An 18,058-nucleotide genomic window follows, 5' to 3' on the forward strand; every position below is an offset into this window, starting at 1 on the left:
ACCTAAATGGAGACTCCCGAACTCCGTCGCCATTACGTCTGATTGTTTCCAATTATCTAAGGCTCTCGACCGTGTGCTTGATGATTCTGAATCCGTTTTTAAACTTGATGGGTAAGGGGAAATGACTTGCACCTTTTTAATCTCAGTCCGCCCGACTTGGGCTGATGCCTTCTTTGTTGACCGGAACCCGAAAACGATCGAACTCCGAAAAGGTAGCTTTGGGGCATCCCTAAAACCGGGCGATAATATTGCAATTTATGCCACGCTACCAGTTGCCGAACTATTAGGAACCGTGCGGATTCTGAAGCGCGAATCGCTGGCTGTCGATCGACTGTGGCGGGCATCGGAGCAAGGGCAACTGGCAAGAGTGACGCGCCAACAGTTTGATACCTACTATGCGAGCCAGATTTCCGGTGTTGGTGTTTGGGTTAGCGCTGCCGAACTCTTCCCCAGCCCGATCGCACTTTCCAAACTTCGGCAGAACTGGGGCACTCGCTGGCAGCCACCACAGCAAATTCAGCAGCTAACCCATGAACAGATGGCCGCACTGAACATCGCCCGCTGAACATCGCACCAACCCAACCAAACCGAGCGCTACCTTATCACAGATTAAAGGAGAGCAACAATGACTGACTTAAGCAAAATGTCCCCCACTGAATTAAAAGCACAGTCCGCTAGAGACAAGAAAGCAATTGACGAAGCGCCAGACCGACTAAGCCGACTCATGGCTAAGGAGAACGCCAAACAAACACTACTAGAGTGGCTTAGGCGTAACGGATGACCCGCACCCAGCTTGACCGAGCGCTACAGTGTCACTGATGAAGCAAGCGCTACGGTGTTAGAGACGATTTAGCACCGTAGCGCTACCTGATGACTGATTGCTGATAACTAAGGGGGTAAATGAGCAGTCGTACAGAAACTTACGCTAAGGCTGAAACTTTTACTGGATAAGCATTCTGGGAACTACTCTTTTGGTATCTCAAAAGCTTAAAGAGTTGAAAATTAAAACGACTAATCAATTCCTTAGCGTAAGTTTCTGTACGACTGCTCATTTCACCCCTAGCATAAGACTTTTACCAAAAATCTTGATTTCAGCCATTCTGTTACAAAATAAACGCTCAAATCCTCGCTCTATCTAAAGTTGAAAATTTTACTCTCATTTTTATTTTTCCAGAGTGACAGAAGAGCAGTACAATCCCCAGTTTCTCAATTGTTGCGAGTAACTTGTCTGGTGCGGAGCCGATAACGCAGTCAGAACTCTGGTGAGGAAGAAATGGTTTGCTGTCTGATGGGGTAACAAGCAATAATCCAGTTAGGTTTTAACAATAGCTTGATGCTTTGCTATCAAAGTAGCTTTATCCAACAATCTAAAAACTATAGGTATAAAAGCAAACCAGCAAACTACTTTTTAAAATTTTACTATCAAAATAGCAAAGTAGCAAAATACAGTCTCTTGCCCGACAGGGAAGCCAGCCGAATAAAATAGAAACATTGGAAACATTGTAGAAACATTGAAAAATTTTCTTGACACGCCAGTGAAGGTGGTGTGAGAATTGGGCTACACCCCAGATTGAGGAGGGCGGCCCGTGAAAGTCACCAGACATAGAGACAAAATCCTAGAGGCGCTGCGAGAGTGGTTTCGCGTCCACAAAGAGGGGCCGACCCTGGAAGAGTTGTGCGTAGAACTGGGAATGCAGCCGCGTCAGAAAGCAACGGTACAACGATGGTTACAGACCATGCGTGGCATCGACATAGAATGGGAAGATAATGCAGCCCGCAGTCTCCGCCTGCTTGCAGGCGACCCAGAAGTTGAACCCGGACTACAGATATCGGTACCGGAAACCTTGCGGTACCTAGCAACGGGACTGGCAGAGTGGGAAAAGCGGGAACTGAGCGAGCGAGAGCACATTCCAAAAGCACTCCGCATCGGGATGTCCCGAATGTACCTAACATCTTTACTGCAAGGAGATGAACAAGCCCCCTCGAACCTCCCAGAATTTTTTGAATGGGCAACAAATCCGGTAGTCGAGTGGAAACCGGCAGCAGAAATTAAATACCTTTCACCGGATGTCACCCTCATCGAAGACGGATCAATTTCCAACTTTGCTGAACAATGGCAAGTTACAGGTGACGACATAGAAAAGCAGGTGCAGGAAAAAATCTTGCAAGATGTTCTCGAACATTGCCGAGGGTATCAACTAGAAGATGCCTATCGTGCTTTCCGCAAACTGATTATTGAACGTCCCGTCCTCCCCTACCCAGAATACCGCCGCCTCCTTTCATCCTCCCAATTCAGACCCCTGCGGGACTTCTTGCTACAAACCTACATTGATTTAGTCGATTTAGCAGAAGAAAACAGTTATCATTTTTGCCCACGCTGCAAATATGTAATGCACCGTCGCCAAGCTCAAACCTATAGCTGCCGAAACGGAACTTGCGAACAACTGTGCGCCCAACTTCATCTGCCGCCGTCGCCACCAATTCCCAAACATGAAGCAGAAACTTGGAAAGCTGTAATCCCAGGCGTATATCGGTATGGGACAATCCCTGGACTTTGGGAAATTCAATTAGCAGAAACTCTTACAAAATTAGGCATCCGCGTCACCCTGTGGCCGGAGATTGATGAATTTGACTTGCTTGTGGAATTTAGCAAGAAAATCCGCTGGGCGATTGATGTTAAAGATTGGTCGTACTTAGATGAAGAGCGTTTGCAGAAAACTAGAGAAAAATTGCAACGTCGCTCTGAATTTACAGAAATTTTTATTGTCTTCCCAGATGAGAGAGAAGAAAAATTGCGAATCAGGGTAGTACGCCAACAACTAGAACCGTCTCTGGGTGGATTGCGATTGAAGCTTGTCAGTGAAATCATCTCTCAAGCTGAGAAACTTTTAAAGGAGAGAAACCATGCGTGACATCACTAATTGGAGCCAACAATTGCGCCAAGCTCTACGTAACTCTGACGACTTAAAATCTCATGTTATTTCTAACCTACCTGATGTTGATCAAAAAGTACAGAAGCGAGAAATACAGCGCATAGCCCAACTGATTGTAGAAGTAGAATTAGGGCTAACTTTATTGAAAGAAATAGCACCGGAAGAAGTTGCAATTTCAGTCTCCGGTCTACTTTCGGGTTATCGGTTTCCGGTTGCATTTCTGCAAACTGATATCAATTTGCCAAGCGATATCAATTTACAAAGTGATAGCAACTGGTTCTTGGTACAAAAAGCTCGCTTTTATTTGGTGCGTCGCAAAGGGAACCAATGGGAACGTTCGCTTTCTGAATACATCAACATCCCTGAAATTTTGAGAATTTACAGCTTGACGGACATCAATCAATCCCCGCAATTAATTCCCTCAAGTACCTACCCTCGTCGCTGGCAGCTATATCGCCAAACCTTATCAGCAACCCCACAGCACAAAAAAACAAAAATTAAACTAGCAAATCCTGGGTATTGGTATGCTAAGATTTCCCACAAAGGGAATACTCCTATTGAGGTTCCCATCAATATTCCCCAAGCTGTTTCTCATCAAGCATCCTCATCACAGGTTTCTTTTCACCGCACGCGCACTCAGGAGAATCCTGCTCATACCATTACACTAGACGAGTTGCTGATTTCAGCCCAGGAAATGGATAGTCAACTGGCTAAATCAAGGTACGATCCAGAAAATTATTATAGCCGCCTTCAAGGGATTGCCTTACGGTTGTACGACGATAAAAGCGATGATTTTTCTCCAGGTTGTGAACTGAAACTAGAACAACTCATCCACATTGTCGGTTTATTAAATGTCGGCAAATCTACTCTGCTCGAAGTTCTTATTTATCATTTGGCAAAACAGGGATATCGCTGCGCTTTAATCGTCAATGATGTGGTAGCAGCCGTGCGCCTCGCTTCCCTCTTTTGGCACGGATTGGGGATTCGTGCGGCTCCCGTATTGGGGGGGAGCGAGCGCTCCCAACAACTGGAAAAAGTTTACGAACCCATTTTAGCCACAAAGGGTCAGCAAATTGAACAAGGAGCGATTCATCCAGCATGGCGCTGGTTTAGTCCCGTCTGTCCCTTACTCGCTTTAGTGCAATCAGAGAATAAGTGGGAATTTGGTTCTGAACCCTGTCACAACCTTTACCAAAAAGTAACTGCAACCAAAAAAGACAAAGACAATGATATAAACTCGGAGGATTTAGAAGATTGGGAGGAAGGCGAAACAGAAAATAAATATACTTGCCCTTTTTATTACAAATGTCCTCGCCATCAGTTGGAACAAGACATCGCGCAAGCTTTCGTGTGGGTATTAACGACCGCTAGCTTCATTCATACCCGCGTCCCCGGTCAAATTTTTGATGAAAAATTTACGTTTGCTGAAGTCGTTTACCGCGAATGTAATTTTCTATTTATTGACGAAGCTGACCGGGTACAGGTGCAGTTTGACGAAGCTTTTGCTCCTGATGAAGTGTTAGTTGATGCTTCGGGAAACTCATTATTAAATAAACTTGGCATCAAATTTGCAACTGCTATTTACAATTCAGATCGTCGCAGTATGGGAGCAGAATTAGTAGCCGCCGCTAAAAAAGCGAACGATTACGCTCAAATTGCCACTGATATTATCCTTCCCAAACTGCACAGCCAACCTAAACTGGTTGAATGGTTAGGTTCAAATCCTTTCACTGGTCGTTCTGTATTTGCTCACATTATCCGCGAGATTCTTGAACCGAACTCAGACAGTGAAAATGAGGAATCCCAAATTAAACTCACCCGTAAAGAGCGCAGCCAACAACGGCTAAAACGGATTGAGGCGGGTTTGCCACCTGAAGAGGAACGGCAGCGGCGTAAACAGCTATTGCAAACAATAGAGAAATTTTTGCAAGCTCCCCTTAACCGCCGTAAGGGAGGAGAACTTTCGGAGATTGCCCTTACCATATTAAGTGCAGAAAGTGAGCGAGTGGTATTAGATGAAGTGGCTGACTGGCTAAATAGATGGCTTGAATCTTTGGGAATATCTATCACAGATAACATTAAGTTTGAGGAAGTTACAGGCCACTTATACTTCGCTATTCTTGTAGCTGTGCTGACGAATCGGTTAGCTTTTCTGGTCGATCATTTAAGTGCTTTAATAGGGACAAGCATTATTGATTTGCACGACACCAGTCTTTCTCTCGTGTATCGCCCGCCCCGCGATTATCTACCGATTTTGCCATCTGCGCCTGTGGGAAATATTTTAGGCTTTAAATATACGCGCGATCGCCGCAGCAATATAGGGGGAAAATTGGAGTATTTCCGCTATGTGGGAGTAGGTCGCTACTTGCTTTTAAATTTCCCCACTCTTTGGGCTGTTGATGGTTGGAATGGTCCCCATACGGTGCTGATTTCAGGTACGAGTTATGCCCCAGGGAGCCCAGCTTATCACATTCAGAAAAAACCTACAGTCTTGCTAGAACCAGCGCCGAATAATGACAAAGCTGGCGATGCGGGAATTGGCGAAAGTGAGTTTTTCTTCAAGCCGCAGCAGAGCGCAGGGAGGTACATTGCTCTATCGGGACAACCACCCGCTGCGCGGAAAAAGAAGGCTGAAGAAATGGTTAAGGCTATCTGTAATAAATCAGGAGAAGCTAAGAGCTTTCTCGATCTGTTATTTGATACCTTAAAAGATAAAGAACAGCTTGACCCCCAGCGGTGGGATAAGCGCCATCGGGTTCTGGTCATTACCAACAGTTATGACGAAGCCGAATGGGTTGAGTCGGTTTTGAAATCGGTTTACCGTGTTGAAAATATCGTAGGCGAAGTCATTCCACAAGGGGAACGAATTAAAGTCCTTCGTCGTGATAATGCTCCAACTAATTTGAGCGGAATTCGCCGGGGCAAAATTCGGGATTTGCATCAGCTTCCTACTCAGATTGTAGTAGCTCCTTTAATGGCTTTAGAGCGGGGTCATAACATCCTCAACAATAGCCAGATAGCAGCATTTGGTGCAGCAGTATTTCTGTGTCGGCCGATGCCTGTCCCGGATGATTGGCAAACCACTGTCCAGCAACTTAACAATTGGGCGCTAGAAAATGCTTCTAATTCTAATCTCTACGAGCCCATGCAACGGCGCGGTGACGCTCTCACGCTGTCGAATGTTGAGAACGAATTTTACAAGTATGCGGTGGGAAAGATGCTCGATTTGAGTTGTCGAGCGATGTCTTTCAGACAGTTGACGGATGATGAACGTTCTGTACTTTGCTGGACTCAATTAGTTAGTATCTGGCAAATCATTGGGCGTTTAGTGCGTGGCGGTGTTCCTTGTATCGTTCATTTTTTGGATGTCAAGTTCGCACCTAATTCAGCCGCAGGGGAATTCGACAGCAATGTCACCTCACTTTTAGTTGGAATTCTCAAAGAACTTCAACTCTCGGTTGAGGGGGAAGGAAAACGATCTTGTGAAAGAACCTTAGCGCGATCGCTCTACGGGGCTTTCTTAAATGCACTCAAAGAAACCAAGGAATTACACTATGAAAAAAATGAACAAAATTAAAACAATTCTACCTGGAGCTTGGGAAATGACGGAGGATGTGCAATACAATCTCTTTTCCCTAATTGTTCCTACTGCGTGGCAACAAGTCGCTAAATCTCTGGCACAAAAGCGCGTCAAGTTACTTGGGAAAGGCTATCCCTCTGTGCCAGTCTACTCTCTCGACCCCATTGTAGCTGCAAGCTTTCCAAAAATCATCCAAACTGCTCGTTATGGCTGGAAGCATCCATCTGTGCCTTGGGTATTTGCAACAGAAGCTGCTGACCTTTCATGCTTGCCAGAATTGATAAAAGATTGGTTGCTAGAAGAGTTTAGTGAGTGTTTGGGAAACGAGGAAGTCGAGTCGAGTCTCAAAAACCTAGATAATGATGCTTGGCATTGGGAAGAGCCTAAAAGTTATTCTCTGCTGCATCCGCCAGAAAAACCCTACGATGATATCCGCTTCCAAGCAATTCCAGATTACCTAACTATTGACTTTCTCAAAAATCCTAAAGTTTGCTTTGGTGATAACAATCAGTATGAACTTACATTCTACCGAGTTGTCAGCCTCAATCAGGGTTCTGAACTAATGTCATGGCCTCCTCATCCGGTTTCGCTAATTGGGAGAAATAAACAAGTCGATACATCAGATATCTCATTTGTTATCAATTTTAAGTTGCAAACAGTTCCTTGGCGCAAAGACCCGATTATTTACCATCAACTTTCAATGCGACAATGGATTGTGAAGCCTTTCGATAAATTTCCCTATGGAGGTGCTACCGCTTATATTGGCGATAATCGTCGGTGGTTAGATGGGGTTCGCCAGCCGTTCTGTTTTATGCCTTTACGAATCAAGCAAATGATAACACAAGAAGGGAGAGAACCAAGATGGTCAAGAGCGATTACTGAGCTTCTAAAGATTAACGAATCTCCACTTCCTGAACTTAATATTTTAGCCTCTGACCCAAAACATCAATGGTCAAGCTTTGGAGAAGAACCAGGTGGGATACAGGTGGCGATCGCCTACCATACTTCCTGGGGTAAACTCCCTTGCCTTCGCGGTGTCAGTCCACGAGATTTAGCTAGCTTGGATGTGGCAATTCAAAATAAGTTGGTTGGCGAAAATTTACCTCTTCAGCGAGTGGGCGAAGCAATTAAGGTATCCAGTAAATATGTGCCTTTTTGGGAACCGGGAACCCCAAAAAAACGAGGTGATTTATCACCTAAAAAACGTGACGATTTATCTACCCTTATGCTGCGACCTACATTCGCTGTACCCGCTGTCTTTCGTTCCACTGAAAACCCTTTGCATACAATACTTATACTCTGGGAAACCAAAGAATGTCGAGACGCGCTCATTGCTGAAATCTGCGAGATACTTTACTTATCACCCAAAGGAGAATCTCAGATTTATACAACCCTTACCGAAGTCCAAGGAGAACCGACTCTCTATGAAAGCCCTTACGGTTCCTTGCTAATCAAAACTCAGCACGTTCAAGATTTGACGCAGAGACTTGATGTAAAAAATTCCTCAGTCAAAGGCAACAGCCGACAACAACAGCGCATTAATTTAATCGATGAGCGCGTTTCTCAGATTGTTTCATCTCTCCCTCAATCTCAAGGAATATGCGGTGCATTAATTGAAATAAAACCTAAGAAATCATTCTTTCCAGCGGAGTCAGATCCCAAGTTAGCATTAAGAATTGGAGCGATGCAAGCTGGCTATGTCAATCAACACATTCACGCAGTAACAGCTCAAAATAAAGAGGGTAAGCAATATGTCCCTAAAGGTACTCTTAATCGAGTGCAAAAAGCTGTTTCGGATTTATTGCGACAATTTGGAATTCTGCCTGCTCCTCTAATTGACCTAGAAAAGGATGGTATCGATCCAAATTTGTGGCTGACTTGTTTCCGCGTGCTGCGTCGCACTCGAAAAACAACGGCTAGTAACACGCCTGCTACTGTTGCATTAATGGTGCGAGTTAACCCCGTAAAGGGAATCGTACAAGTTACTACTCCTTCTTTATTCGGGACGCAAAAATGGGTATCATATCCTGTCGGACTTAGCTCCCTAATTACTGAAAAGTGGGACTTTGATTCCTATGTAGATGAAGCGATTGGTGACAGCGATGAAGAACAGTCATCTAGTGATAAAAAACGCGAACAGCAGTTGCTTAATAAATTCATTGCTGATTGCTTGCGTGATTGCCTAAGTACACCAGTTGAAAATGAGAAAATACCTCGCGTACTCTTCATGGTGGAAGCGCAAAATGCCCGCAAAATGCTGACGTGGCTACAAAACCCCCAGCTACCCGCCAACGATTTACCCCACGAACTGAAACAACACATTCTGACAGAATCAGAACTAAATCGCTTGTGGTTTGTGCGGTTGCGAGTTCCAGACGGCGAAGTTCCTGTCGGTATTGTCAAGGGTTCTCCCGGTAGCAGAACTAGCGGTTTATTCTGTTGGAAAGATGTGTGTGATGATAAAAAATATATGCTTTATCTAAGCATGAGAAAGCCGTTAACTACTGAACAAGGTACAAACACCTTACAACAAAAGCAGTCTCGGCTTGATAATGGTAGCAGACAAGCTGGGAACCCAAAACTCCTAGAGATAGCTGTCATTTATTCCCCTGAAATAGATGCAGAAAAATTGGCTTTTTTCGTCCATAGTCTCAGAGACCGCTGGCCCTATTTCGCAGATGAGATTTCTTTGCCGTTTCCCTTTCCTTTTGCTACTTTGGCCAAAGAGTATGCGGTTAGTGCCAAAGATCCGGTTGATTCATCTGAGGAATTAGAAGATTTAGAGGAATCTTTGGACTAACAATAATCGATAGGTCGAATGTCGGAGGCAGCAGTTTCATCCAAAGTGACTGATAGAATTGTTACTCGCATGAAGACTACTATAAACTGCTGCTTATTAATCCATAATCCATAAAAATTTCAATCACAAATAGCAACTCGAATCACCCAAGTCCCAGCCAATTCTTTGGCAATTTTACCAGCCGTTGGTTTTAACAATTCCACTTTCTCCACTTTGAGGCTTATGCCTGCCCATTCGGAGCATTTGCAGCTTTCGGGGAGGATTTGTCCGGTCATCTTCCTTAAATCAGCGGTGGCATCAGATAAGGTGTCTGGGATTACCCAATCCCGCTTAGTTGGTATTTTGTCTAAGTCTTCTTTGCGAAGCCGAATCAGAACTAGAATGTTTTTTGGCGCGTCTTCTGATTGGCGATCTGAAAGAGTTAATGGATTCTAAAATGAGTAAACGCTTTCACTTTGGGACTGCTGGCGTTCAGCTTGCAAGCCGATGGAATCGGATATCTTGGCTGACATTTTCTCTAAGTTCTGCAACAGTTGCTTTAGGTTTTGCTGAGAAAGACTGGACGCTTTGGGTTCAGTCTCAAACTCCTTTCTTAATTCTCTCAGTTGAGTGAGCTTTTGTTCTAAGTTTTCTGAAGTTAAGGGAAGCATTTTTTATTTTTCATCGCTTGGATAAGCAGAATTCAAAGCTTCCAACCACAATTCTTTCGGCAACAGTGACACAATGTTAGTTAAGCCAAAGCATTGGAGGCTGATCAGCAAAAGTTCTATTGAATCTTTCAAATCGCTTCTGCTACCGAGGAATCCGTTGTATAACTCCAGTTTTCCGGGGGTTCGCTCCACATATTCTTCAAAGGTGAGAGGATTTGGATTGATGCCAATTTTAGCCTTATTTTCAAGGCTAGCGGAATTTAAGGCTCTTTGAATAAGGGGGTTTTGGGTCATTCGGCACACCTTGGTATCAGAATTCTGTTAATTGCAGAGATATTGGCATTGACTAATTATTCTATACCTGTACGGACTAGAAATTTCCCCAATTCTGTATCTCACTTTCAAGAAGTGGGATTGAGCCTTTAACTTTGGCGGTGCGATCGCCTTGACATTCCCACAGGAGCGCGTGTGCCATTCGGGTTACAAGGGATTCTCCTGACGGGGTGACAAGCAAGTTGAAAGACATACACTTGTAAAGGTTTGAGTTAAGCTACGTCAAAAAAGATATGTGCGTGCGATGCCTGCGGCTGGCGTAGCTGCAGCGACTTTTTCGGGCTTCGATAAGGATCGGCGGCGAGCGCTACTATCATAATTCTCAATAAGCTCTTGTATAATCGCTGCTATCTTGAGGAAAGCTCAGAAGCCTCAACGCTTTGCCCATAAAGGTTTCAGAGGCGTTGTCACCCCGTCAGGGGATTCTCCTTTAATATTTTGATAGCAAGCCTTAATATTTTGATAGCAAGATACTTTGATATGTAAAGTTGGAGTTTTGGTGGAGCTAAAATTTGTTTCTAACTTTGAGATTAAAGAATCCAGCTCAAATTTTAATAAAGCTATTTTGATAGCAAAGTAGCTTTATTGCTTGTCGTCTAGCTTGGTCGGATAGGTGCGACCAAGCTGGCGTTACCATTGGTTGATGCTTGATAGAGGAGTGCAAGTTTAAGCGATCGGCGGTTTGCCATATTTTTTAAACAGATCGTTGACGGCCTCTATGAGCAAATCGTGAGAAGGCTTCCCCAAGTCAGTTGCCAGGTGCTTGAGTTGCTTCCACGCCCCTTCATCTAACCGTAACGTCTGCCCCCTGCGTTTGGGTTCAGCTTCTGTCGTGGAGGACGGTGCTTGTACTGTGGTTGTCCCCTTGGAGAGTGTCAAATCGGATAAACTTGGTTTCTTCTTGGGCATTACTTACTCCCTGCTTTCAACTGTTGAGCAATCCAGTTCCAACTTTGTTTAATCTCTATCGCGGCTTTTCCCCTTGGCTCAATCTCAGAAGCTACCCGACCATCAATCAAGGCGCGTGAGTAGGCAATGCGAGAGGCTAATGCCACAGGACAAATGGGCAAAGCGTAGGCAGCTAGGGCGGTTTTAGCTTCATCGGTAACGCCTGGCCTGGGTGGTGTTTGGTTGAGGACGAATACAGCGGGCTTGCCTATGCCTCGTATCAGTTCCACCGTACCTGCGATCGCCTCCAAGTCCAGTACAGAAGGCCGCACCGGAATTACTACCAAGTCTGAGACTCTAGCCGCATGGACGGCATTTGTGTCAATGTCAGGGGGAGTGTCAATCAGCACTAGGTTAATACCACCGTCGCCGCAAGCTTGAATGTGGTCAGAGATGTTGTACGGTTGGGGCTGTATCAGCAGCGGGGTTTCAGCTTCTCGCTTGTTAAACCAAGATGCTGAGGACTTCTGGGAATCCATGTCTGCCAATACGACACTCAAGCCGCACTTTACGGCAACAACTGCCCAGTGGACGGCCAGGGTTGTCTTTCCCGAACCTCCTTTTCTCGACAAAAGGCTAACTACGAACATTGGTGCTACTTGCTAGTTTGATATCGTTATAGCTTGAAAGCTGGGCGTGACAAATTATTAGGCGTTGGTTTAACTTGTTATAAATAGGGTTTTGGTGATTTCTTTCCAAAGATAGTAAACTATTTTGATAGCAAAGTAGTAATGGCTGCAACTAGGTCTGAGGGCTTTGTGAGAGTTATTAAAGCAGGCTCTTGAATAATTGAGGTGCGATCAGACTCTGCCAGCTTCGCGATCACCCTAAAAAACTCCTCTCAGAATCGCCTGTAACCACCCTCTTTCTCCTTTCAGGGGTAGATTCTCCATATCGCTCCTTATCTCAAGCCAGTTGGCATCAAGCGTGAGAGAGCTAAACATACGGATAATCAAATAGCTTGAGCAGGGCAAACTCCAGGTATTTCAGACCTAGACTCCATGCCTCTGCTCTGGTTTCTTTTGAAGCTCCGCATCCTTTATGACGGCTTTTTGGGTTAGGATGAACGATTGCGTTCCGTATTTCAGTTATCGCCTGTGGGCCATCAATCCAGTTTTGCCTATTCGCTAGCTGAATCAAGTTAGTTAAGCGATCTGGGATTTTTAAGTCTATCCCCAAATATGACAGCAAGAGTTTCACTTCATCAGCGCCTGGGAGTTTGTGAAACCCATTTTGACGCTCGGCTGCGTTTATCTTCTACCAACAAGACCCATGCCAGTCGTTCTAATGCTGCCTGCTGTAAAACAATCGAACCATTTACTCCTCCAGCTTGCTTTTTACTCTCCACATACCAGTGAATAGACTCTTGCACTACCTCCCGCCAGTTCTTATTCTGCCACCGACGCATAAAACCAGGAAAGGCTTCAACTAGGTCGGTTGAATCCGTAGAAAACCACGTATAAGTATTTTGCCAAGAGTCGGCGCGACAAGCTGACCACTCATCAAAAACCTGCTTTCCCTGTGCATCAAAACCAGTAATTAGCATGGGAGCAAGCCACAGTCCTCTGGCAAATGAAAGGTAATAGGAAAATGCTTCTAACTGGTCGCGCGCATCGTCCACAGGGAAGGGGTTTCGCTCTAACCGCTCCAGTTTACAGATATGGGTTAGGCCATAGCCCCCTTGAGACTGAAGCAACTCGTGGATATCCCAATTTTTGGGAAGAGTTGCTAATACTATTCGCCAATCTCCGGGGGTAAATGAGCAGTCGTACAGAAACTTACGTTAAGGCTGAAAGTTTTACTGGATAAGCATTCTGGGAACTACTTTTTTGTCTCTCAAAAACTTAAAGAGTTGAAAATTAAACTGTACCAATTAGAGCATAGATTTTTTGGTACAGCTTTTTTGTATGGCACAGTAAGGATTTGAGGCTTTTTAATTTCAGACAGATCAATTGGTACAGGTTTATAAGAGGCAAGCGCAGTATTCAAAACGACTAATCAATTCCTTAGCGTAAGTTTCTGTTCGGCTGCTCATTTCACCCCGTTGCCAATTACCAATTGCAAATTACCCATCGTGTAAAAAACCTCTGACATTTCGGTCGGAGGTTTTTTTGTTTGGGCGATCGGGCGATCGGATAGCTAACCCAGAAAAAAACCCGGTATTTACCGGGGAAAGTTCCTAATATCCTGGGATGTGTCGTCTCAGAACTTCTTGATTATCCAGGAAGATAGGAGTCCTTACTTTGATAGCTCTCATCACCGTAGTAATTCTCATTAGGGTTAGGCTGATGAAAAATTGTAGGGAATGCTTCAATCCCTAGTTGCTTAAGGTACATAGCATCGTGCAGCTTGAAATAAGCACTCCTATCGCCCGCTGCCCAGAGTGCTATCAATTGCGCTCTCTGGGCTTCATCCTCAATCCAAGTAAAATCAATCTTCATCATCACTCCCAAGAATTTCTAAGATTGTCTCAACATCTGCGAGCGTTGTGGTTGATTTTTTTCGTTCGGCTTTCAACTGGTTGAGCAAGTCGGCGGCCTCTGGTAATCCCAGTTCGGCCGCTGGTTGCTGTGTGTTAGTAGAGGCTGGATTCTGTTCGGCTCCATTATCCAATTGTTTTTGCAGACTTTCTCGCTCTACCCTTTCTTCTGCAAGGCGCGATTGCAATACTCGCAGGTCTTCGCGAAGATTGTTGATTACTAATGCACTTGATTCTTGGAGCTTGGCAAAGTCGGCGTCGGTTTCCTTCGGTTCTTGCTGCAAGTTTCGTATGTCAGTCTGTAATCGCTGGTTTTCATCGCGAAGCGCCCCTACTTGCCCTTCAAGATTATCCCTCTCCCCCTCCAATTCCTTGAAAGCGTCCCTCCACCTTTGATTATTAGTTTTAGCCTCTTCAAATTCCTGTGTGGTTATTGCTAGTTGTTCTTGTGTTTGCGCGAGTTGTTGCCTAAGAGATTCGCTGTCGTTGTTTTCTCGCACGGCGACTGACTCCCCCACCAGTTCAGCCCTCAATTCTGCCAGCGCTGTTTGTAATCGTTCTGTCTTACGCTCAACAATTTCTGTAATACGCGCATCTAACAAACTGTCTGACAATTTTTGTCTTACGTCAGACGGCTGTCTGACTTCTTCGGGTGCGGGTAAGACAACAGAGCCATCATTTAGCGCCTCGATGCCCGCCCGCATAATGTCGATTAAAGTCTTAGAGCGATCGCACCCGTGCTTAGTATTCGCCGCCGGATAACGCTTTTTCCCTAGATTGTCGATCGCCTCCAACACTTCATCTGGACAGCGAAAAGTTAATGATGTCGAAGCCATTGTCTTACCTCGGTCATATATGTATGACGCCATTGTATAACATCAGTCGCTGTTTGTATGACATATAAGCAGAATCTGTTATACGGTTACTTGTCATACACCCCTCTTATGTCTAACAAATTATCTTACAAGTGCTAGACAAATTGGTCTTGCAAACGCTAGACAATAGTCTTACTTAATGCTACTAGGTAAGACAAAGAAGTAAGACACCCAGACACCATAGGCCACACCGAGCTTAGAACTGAAGTTCCCCCCGTAGAAGGGATGTTCAAATCTAGCAAACCCCTACGCTGCAAGTAAAAGTCAGCTTTTTGCACCCTTTCTCGTACCCATGTATCTTAAGATTGTCTTAAGATTACCTGATCGGCAGGTGTGGCATAATAGTAGCCATGTATATCGAACGTGTTCCAAACAGAAATTCTCCGCCAGCCGTACTGCTTCGCGAGTCCTACCGCGAAGGTGGAAAAGTACGTAAACGCACCCTGGCAAACTTATCAAAATTACCAGACCATGCCGTAAATGGTCTGCAAGCCTTGTTAAAAGGTGGCGTCACGCTCGCCTCCTTACCTGACTCTTTTAAAATTACTCGCTCCCGCCCGCACGGCCACGTAGCGGCAGTATTGGGCAGCCTGAAAAATACTGGCTTACACAATTTAATTAGTTCCGAAAATAGCCGCAACAGAAGATTAGTATTGGCGATGATAATCGCCAGAATTATCGACCCGCGCTCGAAACTTGCTACAGCCAGAGGATTCAACGACGAAACTTGTTTCTCAAGTATTGGCAAAATTTTGGGAATCGAGGGTGCCGATGAAGATGAATTATATTTGGCAATGGACTGGCTCTTATCCAGACAAGAGTCGATCGAGAATAATTTGGCTTCCATTCATTTAGCATCATCAACCTTGGTGCTGTATGATGTATCGAGCAGTTACTTTGAGGGCAAAACTTGCCCGTTAGCCCGGTACGGTTACAATCGGGATGGCAAAAGAGGTAAATTGCAGATTGTATTTGGATTAATGTGCGATGCTTCTGGCTGCCCGATCGCAGTTGAAGTATTTGAGGGCAATACTGCTGACCCAAAAACCTTAAGCAATCAAATTACCAAGCTCAAAGAAAGATTTGGGATTGCCAAAATAATTTGGGTGGGCGATCGAGGCATCATTTCTTCAACCACAATTCAAAAACATTTTCAAACCGCCAATCGTAGTTTCGATTGGATTAGCGCCCTGCGTGCGGTACAAATCCGCAGCTTGGTCGAGCAAGAATCGATTCAACTATCTTTATTTGACGAACAAAACATCGCTGAAATCTCGTCAGAGGACTATCCGGGAGAACGGTTAATTGCTTGCCGCAATCCCCTGCTAGCAGCAGAGCGAGCCAAAACCCGATCAGAATTGTTGCAAGCAACTGAAAAAGAACTATCCAAAATAGTTGCTGCGACAACGAGACAGAAAAAGCGTTTAACAGGGGCATCAAATATTGCCCTGAAAGTGGGAAAGGTGGTGAATCTTTACAAAGTTGCCAAGCATTTCACGCTGGATATTCAAGAGAACAGTTTTAGTTACGAAAGAAACACGCAAAGTATTGACAGCGAAGCTGCATTAGATGGGTTATATGTGATTCGGACTTCAGTCGAGTCTGAGCTTTTATCGGCAACAGAAACGGTGAGGGCGTATAAAAGCCTATCTCAAGTAGAGCAGGCTTTTCGGAGTTTTAAGACTGTGGATTTAAAGGTGCGACCGATTTACCACCGCAACAGCGATCGAGTTAGGGTTCACGTGTTTTTATGTATGTTAGCCTATTACGTAGAATACCAGATGCGTTCTCGATTAGCACCAATGCTGTTTGATGAAGACGATTGGGAATCGGCTCACCACAAACAAACATCTGTGGTAAAGGCAACCAAAAGCGATCGGACTAAGGCTAAAGCCAGGACTAAGCGGACTGCCGATAATTTACCAGTGCATAGCTTCCAGACTTTACTAGCTGATTTAGGTACGATCGCCCATAATGAAATTGTAGGAAGCATTGAGGGTGCGAGTTGGGTTTTTGACAAGATTACTCAACCGACAATCGTGCAACAAAAAGCTTTGGATTTGCTGGGTGTTCCCCTAATTTGTACCCAGTAAAACCGGAGCCTACATCTTTCAAAAGCTTGCTACTCCATCAATACGCCTTTTGTCAATGGGGGAACTTCAGTTAGAAAAATCAATATGCGACACACAATGCTGATTCAGACGGCGCTGCTAGCCCTACAACAGCAAGGTGAACTCCAATACCACAGCAAATGCGGTTCAGTCCTGCCAAGCACATTTTTCAAAACGGTAAAATATCTTGGCGCCGCTCACCACTGTTATTTGTAAGCAGGCGATTCAATCTGCACTGTCCCTGATACAGCTTTGATGATGTTACACCACGTTGATGACACGCAAATCGGCACATTCAAAGATGCTTTGATAGTCAAATTTGGCTCAAAAACAATTGGCATTCTTGAACCCCCAAACGCCACCGACCCTGTATCTGAACCCAAACCCACTGCACCGTATGCTCCCCGCCCGGATAAAACCGATACGGTGGTTGATGTTCAAGTTACACCTATTGAATTGACCGAGCCAGAACCCTTGCAGGGAGACAATATTGAGCAAGCGCTACAAGAAGGGGATACTGAGCAAGCGCTCAATAAAATGCCGTTGCCATCGTTGCGCTCGCTCGCCAAGTTGAAAGGCACGGACGCGCCTGGAACCAAAGCAAACTTAACAGCGAGGTTAAAGGCGATCGTCATACAGTCTGATGTCCGGGTCGCCACCGCATAACCCAAAAATTATTCCCCTAGCTAAAAGTGTAAAACCAACAACGTCATACTGTCTTACCAAAGTCTGACAGTTTGTTTTACTTAATGTCTTACTATCTCTACTTAATGTTTTACAATGCACTAATTTGTAAAACAGCAGGTAAGACAAGTAAAAACCACAGCCGTCCACCTTGGGCGGGGCGCATTTTTACCCCCGTGCCATCGTAAACTTGGATTTTTAGAGCCTGCTGATATTTTAGGCGATGGATGGGATTGGAGTACAGACATTTTATTGTTCTCTGTTGGGCTGGAAACCTGACGGGTTTCCGAAATTCGTTAATGCGCGCTGTGGGACTTGATGCAAAGTAGTACGGATCAACCCTAGAGTTGAGCATTATACCCAAGTGGATGAAACCTAAGCCGGATAAAGGTTTGACGCCTTGACTGAAAGAATCAGGGAGTTAATGGATAATCAACGCCTGAAACTCTTGCTCCGTGACGGCTTGAGGAGTGAAATATTTTGTCTGCCTCTAGGGTTTGGCAGAATACTTTATAGGTGAAGTGGAGACGATGAACAACTACCCCTCAATAACGCGGTGATATTCAGCCTCAGCAGCTTTGTACATCGCTCTCATTCGCTCCGTCTCCCAGCCTCATCTATAAGCCTAGAAGTCAATTCGCACTCCAAGACTACTGTCGCTTGTT

14 protein-coding genes are annotated in these 18,058 nt (G+C 44.9%); 6 read left to right on the forward strand and 8 right to left on the reverse strand.

Features of this window, described 5'->3' with window-relative positions; all coding sequences use genetic code 11:
* Positions 1-121: 121 nt before the first annotated feature.
* The 4 genes from QT987_RS16475 (at position 122) to QT987_RS16490 (ending at position 9,313) form a co-directional block, all read left to right on the forward strand.
* The gene (locus tag QT987_RS16475) at positions 122-565 is read left to right on the forward strand and encodes a hypothetical protein (RefSeq protein ID WP_333241792.1); all 444 of its coding nucleotides are present in this window, start codon (positions 122-124) and stop codon (positions 563-565) included.
* A gap of 1,021 nt (positions 566-1,586) precedes the next feature.
* The gene (locus QT987_RS16480) at positions 1,587-2,912 is read left to right on the forward strand and encodes a restriction endonuclease-related protein (protein WP_333241794.1); all 1,326 of its coding nucleotides are present in this window, start codon (positions 1,587-1,589) and stop codon (positions 2,910-2,912) included.
* Entirely contained in the window at positions 2,905-6,510 is a 3,606-nt protein-coding gene (locus QT987_RS16485) for a pPIWI_RE_Z domain-containing protein (protein WP_333241796.1), read from the forward strand. Before QT987_RS16480 ends, QT987_RS16485 begins: the two co-directional genes overlap by 8 nt.
* Positions 6,497-9,313, forward strand: a complete 2,817-nt coding sequence (locus tag QT987_RS16490; RefSeq protein WP_333241797.1) for a pPIWI_RE module domain-containing protein — start codon at positions 6,497-6,499, stop codon at positions 9,311-9,313. The genes QT987_RS16485 and QT987_RS16490 overlap by 14 nt, the downstream gene beginning before the upstream one ends.
* A gap of 119 nt (positions 9,314-9,432) precedes the next feature.
* Here the strand turns inward: QT987_RS16490 and QT987_RS16495 are convergent, their stop codons facing one another.
* The 8 genes from QT987_RS16495 to QT987_RS16530 all read right to left on the reverse strand — a co-directional run bounded on the left by QT987_RS16495 (position 9,433) and on the right by QT987_RS16530 (position 14,559).
* Complete coding sequence (locus QT987_RS16495; protein WP_333241799.1) at positions 9,433-9,588, reverse strand: hypothetical protein; 156 nt, start codon at positions 9,586-9,588, stop codon at positions 9,433-9,435.
* Positions 9,589-9,744: 156 nt separating this feature from the next.
* A complete protein-coding gene (locus tag QT987_RS16500) occupies positions 9,745-9,963 on the reverse strand; it encodes a hypothetical protein (RefSeq protein WP_333241801.1) in 219 nt (72 codons plus the stop codon).
* Between the two features lie 3 nt (positions 9,964-9,966).
* Positions 9,967-10,257, reverse strand: coding sequence for a hypothetical protein (locus QT987_RS16505; protein WP_333241803.1), 291 nt, complete (start codon positions 10,255-10,257; stop codon positions 9,967-9,969).
* 705 nt (positions 10,258-10,962) lie between these two features.
* The gene (locus tag QT987_RS16510; protein WP_333241805.1) at positions 10,963-11,205 is read right to left on the reverse strand and encodes a ribbon-helix-helix domain-containing protein; all 243 of its coding nucleotides are present in this window, start codon (positions 11,203-11,205) and stop codon (positions 10,963-10,965) included.
* Complete coding sequence (locus tag QT987_RS16515) at positions 11,205-11,834, reverse strand: ParA family protein (protein ID WP_333241808.1); 630 nt, start codon at positions 11,832-11,834, stop codon at positions 11,205-11,207. Before QT987_RS16515 ends, QT987_RS16510 begins: the two co-directional genes overlap by 1 nt.
* Before the next feature lie 614 nt (positions 11,835-12,448).
* Positions 12,449-12,865: a hypothetical protein gene (locus QT987_RS16520; protein ID WP_333241810.1), complete on the reverse strand. Its 417-nt coding sequence runs from the start codon at positions 12,863-12,865 to the stop codon at positions 12,449-12,451.
* 595 nt (positions 12,866-13,460) lie between these two features.
* The gene (locus QT987_RS16525; RefSeq protein WP_194010817.1) at positions 13,461-13,688 is read right to left on the reverse strand and encodes a hypothetical protein; all 228 of its coding nucleotides are present in this window, start codon (positions 13,686-13,688) and stop codon (positions 13,461-13,463) included.
* Positions 13,675-14,559 carry a hypothetical protein gene (locus QT987_RS16530; protein ID WP_333241812.1) on the reverse strand — a complete coding sequence of 295 codons (885 nt, stop codon included), beginning with the start codon at positions 14,557-14,559 and terminating at the stop codon, positions 13,675-13,677. Before QT987_RS16530 ends, QT987_RS16525 begins: the two co-directional genes overlap by 14 nt.
* Before the next feature lie 389 nt (positions 14,560-14,948).
* Between QT987_RS16530 and QT987_RS16535 the strand changes: the two genes are divergently transcribed.
* Together QT987_RS16535 and QT987_RS16540 are read left to right on the forward strand one after the other, a co-directional pair.
* Positions 14,949-16,691, forward strand: a complete 1,743-nt coding sequence (locus QT987_RS16535; protein ID WP_333241814.1) for an IS1634 family transposase — start codon at positions 14,949-14,951, stop codon at positions 16,689-16,691.
* A gap of 273 nt (positions 16,692-16,964) precedes the next feature.
* On the forward strand, positions 16,965-17,375 hold the full coding sequence (locus tag QT987_RS16540) for a hypothetical protein (RefSeq protein ID WP_194010816.1): 411 nt from the start codon (positions 16,965-16,967) through the stop codon (positions 17,373-17,375).
* Positions 17,376-18,058: the final 683 nt, after the last annotated feature.

Source organism: Microcoleus sp. SVA1B4 (assembly GCF_036700545.1).
Taxonomy (GTDB): Bacteria; Cyanobacteriota; Cyanobacteriia; order Cyanobacteriales; family Microcoleaceae; genus Microcoleus.